Source organism: Micromonospora endophytica (assembly GCF_003236305.1).
Taxonomy (GTDB): domain Bacteria; phylum Actinomycetota; class Actinomycetes; order Mycobacteriales; family Micromonosporaceae; genus Micromonospora; species Micromonospora endophytica.
The window spans coordinates 18179-28903 of sequence record NZ_POTX01000055.1; the positions used below are offsets into that span (position 1 = coordinate 18179).

Annotated in this window: 10 protein-coding genes and 1 pseudogene; 2 read left to right on the forward strand and 9 right to left on the reverse strand. The window is 70.5% G+C overall.

Annotated features, from left to right (window positions below; genetic code table 11):
- Nucleotides 1–28 precede the first annotated feature (28 nt).
- The 7 genes and pseudogenes from C1I93_RS31960 to C1I93_RS11090 all read right to left on the reverse strand — a co-directional run.
- Nucleotides 29–277: pseudogene (locus C1I93_RS31960) on the reverse strand (Scr1 family TA system antitoxin-like transcriptional regulator); the annotation flags it as partial.
- 622 nt (nt 278–899) lie between these two features.
- Complete coding sequence (locus C1I93_RS11065) at nt 900–1700, reverse strand: SDR family NAD(P)-dependent oxidoreductase (RefSeq protein WP_111243173.1); 801 nt, start codon at nt 1698–1700, stop codon at nt 900–902.
- Between the two features lie 10 nt (nt 1701–1710).
- Nucleotides 1711–2934, reverse strand: a complete 1224-nt coding sequence (locus C1I93_RS11070; protein ID WP_111243166.1) for a family 1 glycosylhydrolase — start codon at nt 2932–2934, stop codon at nt 1711–1713.
- Between the two features lie 68 nt (nt 2935–3002).
- Nucleotides 3003–4181, reverse strand: coding sequence for an MAB_1171c family putative transporter (locus tag C1I93_RS11075; protein ID WP_223256144.1), 1179 nt, complete (start codon nt 4179–4181; stop codon nt 3003–3005).
- Nucleotides 4182–4189: 8 nt separating this feature from the next.
- Complete coding sequence (locus tag C1I93_RS11080) at nt 4190–4711, reverse strand: hypothetical protein (protein ID WP_111243167.1); 522 nt, start codon at nt 4709–4711, stop codon at nt 4190–4192.
- Nucleotides 4712–4929: 218 nt separating this feature from the next.
- Nucleotides 4930–5421 (reverse strand): hypothetical protein, encoded by a 492-nt coding sequence (locus C1I93_RS11085; protein ID WP_111243168.1) that lies wholly within the window; start codon nt 5419–5421, stop codon nt 4930–4932.
- A 485-nt stretch (nt 5422–5906) separates the two neighbouring features.
- Nucleotides 5907–6803 carry an LLM class flavin-dependent oxidoreductase gene (locus C1I93_RS11090; RefSeq protein ID WP_223256145.1) on the reverse strand — a complete coding sequence of 299 codons (897 nt, stop codon included), beginning with the start codon at nt 6801–6803 and terminating at the stop codon, nt 5907–5909.
- Between the two features lie 167 nt (nt 6804–6970).
- On the opposite strand from C1I93_RS11090, the gene C1I93_RS31510 reads away from it, so the two are divergent.
- Together C1I93_RS31510 and C1I93_RS11095 are read left to right on the forward strand one after the other, a co-directional pair.
- Nucleotides 6971–7114 carry a hypothetical protein gene (locus tag C1I93_RS31510; protein ID WP_181445116.1) on the forward strand — a complete coding sequence of 48 codons (144 nt, stop codon included), beginning with the start codon at nt 6971–6973 and terminating at the stop codon, nt 7112–7114.
- Nucleotides 7111–8652, forward strand: a complete 1542-nt coding sequence (locus C1I93_RS11095; RefSeq protein WP_212808411.1) for a glycoside hydrolase family 43 protein — start codon at nt 7111–7113, stop codon at nt 8650–8652. Before C1I93_RS31510 ends, C1I93_RS11095 begins: the two co-directional genes overlap by 4 nt.
- Nucleotides 8653–8665: 13 nt before the next feature.
- On the opposite strand, the gene C1I93_RS11100 is transcribed toward C1I93_RS11095, so the two are convergent.
- Together C1I93_RS11100 and C1I93_RS11105 are read right to left on the reverse strand one after the other, a co-directional pair.
- The gene (locus C1I93_RS11100; RefSeq protein WP_111243169.1) at nt 8666–9520 is read right to left on the reverse strand and encodes a fumarylacetoacetate hydrolase family protein; all 855 of its coding nucleotides are present in this window, start codon (nt 9518–9520) and stop codon (nt 8666–8668) included.
- Nucleotides 9521–9664: 144 nt separating this feature from the next.
- Nucleotides 9665–10725 (reverse strand): hypothetical protein (locus C1I93_RS11105; RefSeq protein WP_309148193.1); only part of this gene is annotated, 1061 nt, incomplete at its 5' end.

Here is a 10725-nt window from a genome sequence, read left to right on the forward strand (position 1 = left end):
CATCTCCGATGGTCTTGCTGATCGGTTGTCTGGATTCTCTCTCATCGAGAGCGAATCCATCGAGGCTGGACCAGACTCTTTCATAGGCTGCAATCTCAGCGGGTCGGTCAAGGTGGAGAGCGCCGGTCAGCGACTCGCAGTACACGACGGAGGGGCCCGCTACCGCGCGGTTGTGCAGTGGGAAGTCGAGCATCATGAAGGTGCCCGCGAGTGTTCCGTAGTGCGCGCTGGCCGCCAGCGGAAGCATCCGTACCGAGACGTCGGGTAGCTCGGCGATCTCCTTCCATTAAGCAGAATGCCGGACGTCGTTACGGCGACGCAGTGTCCGAGTTCTTCGGGCTCGGCACCGAATCCGGACCAGAGTCGGAGAGATCGACAACAGGCCGGAGCGAGTGGGTCTGCCGTATCTCGCTCCCTTCGACCCGTGAGCCCGACGCCGAGATGCGGCATGACGGAGGCGCCTCGCCTGTGAGCGCAACGGCTTGCGGCACCTCGTGGTATCCCGTCCAGTAGAGGACGCGAGTTGCGGTGTCTCGGGTGTCCCGGCGGCTGGGGGCGCGCGCGGTGTCGGCTGCGATGGGATCGCGGGAGCACCTGATCGGTTCCTCCGCCACACCGGCCGCCACCTCGCGCCAAGCGAGCTGCCAGTCCGTCAGCATCTCTCATGGCGGCGCTCGCCGCGTACCTTGCGGCACCGGACCGGGCGGTCGCGACTTCCGGGCCAGGTGCCCAATTGACGCGCAGTTCCCATTCGCGCGGGTGCGCGTACCAGTGGGTGTTGGCCCGGCGGCGAGGATTCCGCGCCGCCGGATGCCGCGAACACCGTTTCGACGGGACGGCGGTATCCCGCTTACTTTGATCGCTGCATGCTCGGTGAGCGTGTTAAGAGGGGGCCCCTGCTATACATCAGGCGTTAATAGGGGGCCCCTCCTTGCACGGTGGCCGGTGCGGCGGGAGCCTACGCGGGCGGAGATCGCGGCGGCGAGTCGGCGGGGCACCGCGCGGTTGAGGCCGACGATCGCCTTGTACCTGGCGGTGGGAATGCTCACCAGGCGGCCTCGGGAGAAATCACGCAGCGCGGCGTCGACCACGGTTTCCGGTTTCAGCCAGAGGTAGGGCGGTACGTTGTCGACATCGAGGTGGGCGCGGTCGTGGAATTCGGTCCGGACCCAGCCGGGGCAGACCGTGGTGATCCGTACGCCGCTGCCCACGATCTCCGCCGCGACGCTCTCGCTGAAGCTGACCACCCACGCCTTCGAGGCCCCGTAGGTGCCGCGGGCGACGAACGCCGCGATGGAGGCGACGTTGATGACGCCGCCAGCACCGTGCTGCAACATGTGCGGCAACGCGGCGTACGTCAGCCGCAGCACCGCCTCGCAGTGCACCCGCATGGTCTTCAGCTCGACGTCGAGTGGCGCGTCGAGGAACCAGCCCTGATGACCGAAACCGGCGTTGTTGACGAGCAGGTCGACGCCCTGGGCGGCACGTTGCTCCGCCACCGCGAGCCCGTCCTCGGTGGACAGGTCGGCGACCACCGTCTCGACGGTGACGCCGTGCTCCGCCCGCAGCTCGGCGGCGGTCGCGTCGAGCCGGTCACCGTCGCGGGCCAGCAGCACCAGGTGGGTGCCGTCGCGGGCCAGGCGGCGGGCGAAGGCGGCGCCGATGCCCGCGGTAGCTCCCGTCACCAACGCCACCGACATGTCCGACACGTTACACCTCGTCCGGGTGGTGGCCGCTGTCGCGCCGGTTGGCAACCCCCGGCGCCAGCTGGCGTACCAGCTCCGCGCTGGGCCGGGGACGACGCTCCCGGTCGAACAGGCCGAAGGGCACCTTGTCGCCGGCGAGCCACTCGTAGTTGTCGATCCCGGTCCAGAGGAACACCCCGTCGACGTTGACGCCCGCGCCTCGGGCGTCGTCGACGTGCCGCAGGGCGCGGCCGAGGTAGTCGGCCCGTGCCGCGTCGTCATCGCCGCCGTAGCCGAGTTCTGCCACCACGAACGACCGTCCGGGCAGTTCCCGTTCCAACCGCGACAGCACCTCGGCGAGACCGCCGGCCCAGGGGACGTAGCCCAGCGGCCCGGGTGCGGCGTCGAACGGGTACGGCCGGGGCTGGCCGCTGCCGTCGACAGCGGTCGCCGCGTAGTAGGAGAAGCCGTAGTGGTCGAACGCGTCGGCGTACTCGTCGCTGCGGGCGAGGCTCAACCAGGAGCCCCACACCACCGCGTCCCACTGGGCGACGGCTGCCGCTGCCTCCGGGCTGTCGTCGGCGGGCACCAGGTGGGTGAGGGATTCGTTGGCGCAGACCGGACGGCCCGAGGCGCGCAGGTACGACGCCGCCTCGAAGTCGGCGCGGTGCACGGCCACGAGTGCCTGGAGGAACTCCGGCAGCGAGCTGACTCCGGGCGGGAAGGTGCCGGAGAGGTACGCCTTCTGCGCGAAGCTCGTCGGATTGTTCACCGGCATCCAGCCGTCGACCAGGTCGCCGAACTCGTCGGCCACCCGGTGCACCCAGCGTCGCCAGTGCTCTTCGGCTTCGGGGCCGAGTAGCCCGCCCTGGTCGGCCAGCCACTGCGGCAACGCGGTGTGCAGCAGGGTGACCCACATCCGCAGGCCCGCGTCGCGGCCGGCGGCGAGCACCTCCCGGTAGTGTGCGACCGCGGTCGGGTCGACCCGGTCCGGCTCGGGCAGCACCCGAGCCCAGTTGACTGACAACCGGTGGTCGGTGAAGCCCCAACGGGCCAGCAGTGCGAGGTCGTCGCGGTACCGTTCGGCGAAGCCGTTGCCGTCCCCCGACTCCGGGGCGTGGCCGGCCCGCTCCCAGGCGTACCAGTTGTCCCCGGCCCAGGCGCCCTCGGCCTGCACCGCCGAGCTGGCGGTGCCCCACCACCGGATCGGCCGTGACACCGGGTGCTGCGGCGGCACGTTGTCGGGCATGGCAGTTTCCTCCGTTGGCTCGGGTGCGGTGCGGTTGTTAAGAGGGGGCCCTTCCTCTACACCAGGCGTTAACAGGGGGCCCCTGCTTCGGTCTTCATGCGGGAGAAGGCGGCGGCGACCTGTTCGAGGTATCGGCTCTCGCTGGTCAGGCTGGCGTCACCGACGTCGTGCTGCGCCGTCACGATAGGTGCCACACCGGGACCGTCGGAGCGCCACCGCTTCAGGCCGGTGGCCAGCGCGACGGCGTCGACGTGCGCCTGGGCGTGCGCGCCACGTAACCCGATGCGCCGGGCGTGCTCCTGGGCGGCGTCGACGGCCGCCGGATCGCTGTACGGCTGGAGCAGCAGTTGGGCGTCGCGGATCTCGATCACCCGCCGGTAGAGGCGGATGTCCATGGTCCAGGGTGCCGGGTCGGTGGCGGCCTCGGGCTGCGTCAGCCTGACCTCGGGCACCGCCGCGGACAGCTCCCGCCACAGCGGCGTGAGCCGCCGGTAGGAGAGGTACTGGCGTAGCAGCCGCCACGGCAACAGTGCCCGTGGTCCCCACACCGGTAGCGTGGTGCCACCGGCGATCAGTACGCCACCGAGCGCGGCCAGGGTGGTGGAGATCATCGACTCGTCGCCGGGCAGCCGGCTGTCCGACCAGGCCGCCGCGATCAGGGCCATCTTGTAGGCGGTGTGCAGGGCGTAGACGATTCCGCCCGTGGCGACCATCCGCAGGCCGGTGCGGAGCATCGGCGCGACGTGCCGGGAGTATCTGATGGAGAGGTGGATCAGGTCGATCACCGCCATCGCCAGGCAACTCAGGTAGAGCAGTTGGTAGATCGCGATCGGGGTGCTGGTGGCGTAGCGTTCGACGAAGTTCGTGACGTTCTCGGTGTCGGCGGAGACCAGCAGCACCGTCATCGCGAGCGCCACCAGGGTGATCACGGCAAGTCGCCGCCTGACCCGCTGCCGCGCCACCGGCGGCGGATGCACCAGGTGCAGCATCATGACCTGCATGGCGCCGGCCGCGGCGAGGGTGAGCAGGTTGCCCAGCAGGCGTCCGCTGTTGGGCACCCGCAGGAACTCGCTGATGAGCACGGTGTGCGGGGGAGCGAGGACGAGGAAGGCGGTGCCGAAGGCCAGCAGCCCGAGGCACATGGCCCGGGGACCGGGCGCGTCCGGTTGCCGGCGTACCGCGCGGATCTTCAGTAGGGCGGACACCAGGGAGATCAGTCCGGCGGTGACCATGATGGCCCGTTGCACGTCTCAGGTCACCCCTCGAAGGTGGAGAGCAGCCGGTCCAGCTCCGCGCCCAGCTTGCGGTCGGCCGGTGCGGTGGGGCGGGGACGCTTGTCCGCCACCTTCCTCATGATCAGCGTCGCGATCAGCTCGGCCTCCTGCTCGTCCCGGTCGGAGTACGCACCGCGTGCCAGGAATCGGCTCACCAGGGCCGGATCGAGGTCCGGGGCGACGAGCGCGGCGAGGTCGTTGCCACCGTTCCCGCCACCCCTGTGATCGCAGAGCATGTGTCCCAGTTCGTGCAGCACCGTGTGCTCCTGAAGCAGCGGGGTGGTCCGGGCGTAACCGATCACGTCGGCGTCGGGCAGGGCCATCCACAGGCCGCACATCGCCCCGGCCACGTGGTCGTAGGGCAGCAGGTGGATCGGCCGGCCCCGCCACTGCGAGATCCGGTTGATGAGCGTGGCGAGCACGAACGGGTCGGGTATGCCGACCTCGCGTTCGAGGCGCCGCACCTGCTCACCGCAGTACCTGCGCAGATCCCGGTCGTGCACGCTCCCCGTCTCCTCCCGCTCGACCGTGCGCTCGGATGCACCACGGGCCGCGGGCCGGCGACACGTCCTCGGACCCGTGGTCCTCAGCGCGTCACGGATGGCGCGTCATCGTAGTGCGGCGAGATCGTAACGACCCTACGAAGTGGTGTCGAGGCGAAACGTGAGGAGCGACCCCGTGGTCGGGATCGCGGGGCGCTTGCCGGTGTGGACGAGGCGGATCAGGAGGACTGTTCCCGGCTCCGCTCGACCTCCTGGAGCCGGGCGACCATCTGCTCGACCACCAGGGCGCTCGCCGGGGACAGGCCGGTGTCGGCGAGGACGGTCCGGAGCGCGACCTGCTGCACCTTCATCTCCCGCAGCTGGGTGAGCATCGTGATCTGTTCCTGGATGCGTCGGGTCACCTTGTCGTCGACGAAGAATGCCGGGTCCACCTGGAAGGCGGCTGCGAGAGCGCGTACGTGTGAGGTCCGCGGGTCGTCGGCGACGCCGCGCCTCAGTTCCCCCACGTACGCGGCACTGATCTTGACGCCGGACTCCGCCGACATTCCGTTGATCTTGTCGGCGATTTCCTTGTTCGTGTATGGACGGCCGAACTCGTCGGCGCTGAGCTCGTCACGGGTGGGTCGGATCTTGTCGAACAGGTAGTTCAGCTTGTCGGCGAGCGTGTCGAGAGACGACGACCCGCCTTCCCCTCGAACGTCCTCGACCATCACCCACTCCTCAGCCTGTGTCGGCGCGAGACAGCCGTGCCCGTCGCGTCCGTGCCGCTCGCGCTCAGGTGAGCCTACCTTTGCCGACCGGGGCGAGTCGTTGGCTGGCTGCGCAACAGCCGTAGCGTACTCCGTCAGCAGCATAAACGGGCGTGTGGCATCTGCGGGTGGCGGCACGCCGTACGGATGCACCCAGTCGCTTGCGGAGCAGGTCATTGCGGGTCTGTCGACGGTGGAGGGTGATTGGGGCCCGATAAACACCCGTGTAGCGACGTGGGACTCCTCTTAAACGTTTGTTGACAGTGCGTCTGGGTCGAGCCCTATGATGAGCCGTGCCCGCAGCGGTTGTGCGAGGCGTGGGAACGCGGTGTGGGCGGGGGACCGTCCGGGCCATCTCGGTCGTGAGCACCAAGTCGTTCCGATCAACGGGGGTTCGCTGCCGCTCCGGGCATGACATGACCGGAGCGGCAGCGAAGATCGGACCGTCACCGGCACGTCCCACCAGGCCAGCGCCGCGGCCGGGCCAGCGTACTTGGCGTCGGAGGTCGCGATCTGGGTGTCGACGAGCGCGACGTGGAAGACGCCACGAGACCGGCCCGCCCGGCCAGCGGCTCATCGGACTGGGCGAGGGCGGCCCGCAGAATTCCGGTGTAGAGGGTCAGCGAGGAGCCGAGCCAAAAGGTCGCGGTGTCGGTCTGCTGCGCGGTGCGTACCGTGCTGTCGAGCGCCCCGTACGCCCGGACCTCGGCCAGGTCCGCCCGGTACCACTCCTCGATGGCGTCGGCCACCTGTTGCGGGGTGCCGGCGAAGGTGCGGTGGCCGCGTCCGCCACCGAGCCGACCGATCAACTGGCGTACGGTCAACCGTTCCCGCCGGGCCAGCGTGACGATGAGCGTGTACCGGCTCTTGGCACCCTCGATCTCGTCCTCGCTGGGCAGGTCGGCGGGGAGTTCCCGGTCCAGGTCGAGATCCTCCGGCGCGACCCGCAACGTGGCGCCGATCGCCGGCACGATGCCCGGCAGGATCTTGATGCTCTCCGGGTACCGACCCAGCTGCGCGGCGCGCTGCTTGAGGTCGCGGTAGAACGCCTGCGCCTCGGCCAGGGTCTGCTGCGCGGTGAAGACGGCCTCGGCGTACCGGGCGGCCAGCTCCTTGCCGTCCTCGGAGGATCCGGCCTGCACCAGCAGCGGGTAGCCCTGCGGGGAGCGGGGGACGTTCAGCGGCCCGGCCACCCGGAAGTACCGCCCGACGTGCTCCGGCGGGTAGAGCTTGTCGTCGTCGCCCCACCGGCCGGCGGCCTTGTCGCCGAGCGGCGCGGCGTCGTCCCAGCTGTCCCAGAGCTTGGGCAGCACGCCGGGCAGCACGATCCGGCGCAGGAACACCCAGCGCCGCAGCCGGAGCGACTCGCGGCCGCCGCCACGCCGCCCTCGATCACCGTCTGATCTAGCGGGGGACCTGTGTCGACGTCCCTGGCCGACCTGCGGTGACCGCAGAGATGGACTAAAGTCCATCTCTGCTCCGCCGATCACCAGCCAGAGAGGTCGAATTCTTGACGAAGCGACCCGTGACTGTCCGTCTCGCCCGCTGGAGCGCCACGACCCGGGGCACCGGCGCGGTGCGGGACCGGATGCACGCACCGTCCGAGGTGGAGTCGGCAGGCGAGACGATCGCCGCGCCCGGGGTGGCGCGGTGACGGCCGGCGGGCCCGGCTGGGCCGGTGGCGTGTTCGCCAACCCGGTGGTCGCCGGCATGCATCCGGATCCCAGCGTCTGCCGGGTCGGCGAGGACTACTACCTGGCCTGCTCCAGCTTCGAGTACTTCCCCGGCGTGCCGATCTTCCACAGTCGGGACCTGGTGCACTGGGAGCAGATCGGTAACGTGCTGGAGCGACCGAGCCAGTTGGTCGTACCGAACACCACGTCGTCCTCCGGCGGCGTCTACGCGCCGACGTTGCGTCACCACGACGGGCGCTTCTGGTTGATCGTCACCAACGTCGCCGACGGCGGCGGCACCCTGCTCTGCACCGCGACGGACGCCGCCGGGCCCTGGTCGGACCCGGTCCGGGTGTCCGGGGTCGCCGGCATCGACCCCGACCTGGCCTGGGACGACGAGGGAAACTGCTGGTGCACCTACGCCGGCATCGCGCAGGTGCGGATCGACCCGGACACCGGGCGGACGCTCGGCCCGCCGCGCCGGTTGTGGTCGGGCGCGCCGGGGGCGCAGGCACCGGAGGCGCCACACCTGTACCGGATCGGCGACCACTGGTATCTGCTGATCGCCGAGGGCGGCACCGAACGCGGCCACGCGGTGTCGATCGCCCGCGCGGCGGCACCCGGCGGGCCGTACGAGCCCTGCCCGGCCAACCCCATCCTCACCCACCGCGGCACCAACCGCCCGATCCAGAACACCGGCCACGCCGACCTGGTCGAGGCGGTCGACGGCTCGTGGTGGATGGTGCTGCTCGGGGTACGCCCGGGCGGCGGTACGCCAGGTTGGCACGTGCTCGGGCGGGAGACGTTCCTGGCCCCGGTGACCTGGGTCGACGGCTGGCCGGTGGTGGGCGACGTGGCGCCGGTGATGGCGGCGCCACCGTGGCCCGCGCACCCGGTGCCGACCCCACCGGCCCGCGACGACTTCGATACCGACGGGTTGTCTGCGCACTGGCTCTCGGTGCGATCCCGACCAGCCGACACCTGGTCGTTGACCGAGCGTCCGGGCTGGCTCACACTGCGGGCGGTCGGCGCGTCGCTGGACGACCCAGACGTCGTCTTCCTGGGCCGCCGCCAGCAGCATCTGTCCTGTGCGGTCCGGACCCTCGTCGACCCGGCCGCCGGGCGGGGCGGGCTCGCGGTCCGCCTCGACGAGCGGCACCACTACGGCATCGAGGTGGGCGACGGCGAGGTGCGGGTGCTGGCGCGGATCGGCTCGGTGCGGTCGACGGTGGCCACCCGGCCGGTGGCGGCCGGCCCGGTCCGGCTCCGCGTCGAGGTGCTCAACCCGTCGCCGGGCGACAGGTATCCCGGCAAGGAGCCCGACGCGCTCCGGTTCGGCGTCGAGGCATCCGACGGAGGGTTCGAGGTGCTCGCCACGCTCGACGGCCGCTACCTGTCGACGGAGGTCGCGGGCGGTTTCACCGGCCGGGTGATCGGCATGTACGCCGCGACCGGCAGCGTCCGCTTCGACTGGTTCGACTACCAGCCCCACGAGCAGGAGACCGCCCCGGCGCGGTGACCGGACCGGCGGTTCAGCCGGCCGGCTGGACGCGCTGCTCCATGCGTCCCAACCGGTCGATGCTCATGGTCACCACGTCACCCGCCGTCAGGTAGGGGAACCGGCCCGACAGCGCCACGCCCTGCGGGGTGCCGGTGTTGACCACGTCGCCCGGCTCCAACACCATGAACTGGCTCAGCGACCAGATCAGGTGGTACACCCCGAACACCATGTCGGCGGTGGAGGAGTCCTGCCGGGGTTCACCATTGACCCAGCTGCGCAGCCGCAGTGCCTGCGGGTCACCCACCTCGTCGGGTGTCACCAGCCACGGACCCATCGGGTTGAACGTCTCGCAGCACTTCCCCTTGGACCACTGGCCACCGGAGACCTCCAGCTGGAACGTGCGTTCGCTGACGTCGTTGGAGATGGTGTAGCCGGCGATGACGGCGGCAGCGTCCGCCGGGGAGTCCAGATAGCGGGCCCGCCGGCCGATGACCACCGCCAGCTCCACCTCCCAGTCCACCTTGGACGATCCGCGCGGCAGCAGCACCGGGTCGTGCGGGCCGACGACGGTGTTCGGCGTCTTGAAGAAGACGACCGGATGTGCGGGCGGCGCGGCCCCCGACTCCGCGGCGTGTGCGGCGTAGTTCATGCCGATGCAGATCACCGAGCCGGGCCGGGCGAGCGGCGCGCCCAGCCGCCGGCCGGTCGGATCGACGGCCGGCAGCTTCCCGCCCGCCACCGCCTGCCGTACCCGATCGATGCCGTCACTGGCCAGGAAGGCGGCGTCGATGTCGTCGGTGATCCCGCTCAGGTCGACGAAGGTGCCGTCGTCGGCCACCGCCACCGGACGTTCGGTGCCGACCGGGCCCATCCGCAACAGTCTCATCGGCCTGCCCCCGTCGGCTGCGTGTCCCCTGCGAAGAAACCCTCGGCGCGCATTTGCCGGAGGATATCGTGCCCGCCCGCACTGGTGACCCCCACGTCCGGGCCGGCGCGGCGGTGACCCGGAACGGTCCGGCGTCGGAGGTGGTCAGCTGGCGCGGGCGATGCAGATGCGGGCGTTGAGCCGGGGACCGGCCTCATAGATCATGTACGATACGCCGCCGTCGGTACCGAAGGCGGGGGAGGCGACCCGGCCGTTGTCCGAGGCGATCGGGGCGTGGAAGACCCCGAGGTGCACTTCCCGGTCGAAGTTGTTGCCCACCTCGGTGAGCCGGATCCGTCCGTCGTTGCCGTGGTAGGTCACGTAGGTGGTGTTGTTCCGCTTGAGCAGGTGCGGGCCGGAGATGTCGGTGAGCCCGTCACCGGCCGGCGAGATCAGCGGGTGGGGGGCGAACTGCCACTGGTCCCAGCCGTTCGGCGACCAGCCCCAGAAGATCTTCCGGGTGCCGGGGCCCACCGTGTGCGCGCCCATGAAGAGCATGACGTACCTGTTGTTCCTGCCGGCGACCTGATGTTCGAAGACCCGGGCGTACGAGGTCTCGGTGGTGTTCGGCACCAGTCGCGTGCTCAGGATCGGCGTCTCGTTGGTGAAGGTGATGCCGTCACGGGAGCGGGCCACCCGGGTGGTGAAGTTCTCCCCGTGGAAGTAGAGGAAGAACTCCTTGGTGGGGGCGTTCCACACCACGTGTGGTGAGGAGACGTGGCTGACCGTGGTGGTGGGCAGCACCCGGTCGATGATCGGGTTGCCCGGATGCTCGGTGTAGGGGCCCTCCAGCCGGTCGGCGTAGGCCAGGCAGATGCCACCGGGTGCGTCGTGCGGGGCGTAGTAGAGGTAGTAGCGCCCACGTGCGCCGGAGATCTTGTCGTAGACCCCGCGTACGCAGGGGAAGATCATTTCTCCGGTGGGGTTGTAGGCCAGCGGCCGGGCGAACGCGTCGCGGATGTACCGGTAGTTGGGGAAGCCGGCCGGGCCGGCGAGGGCGGCACCGGCGGCGACGGTGCCGCCGAGCGCGGTCCCGGCCGCGGCGGCGGTGCCGATCAGGGCTGCGCCGCGCAGCAGTCCACGGCGTTTCAGCGCGGGGGATGGGTGCTGGCTCTGGTCGTCCATCGTGGTCTCCGATCGGGCGGGCGCACTCGTCGGGGCGGTGG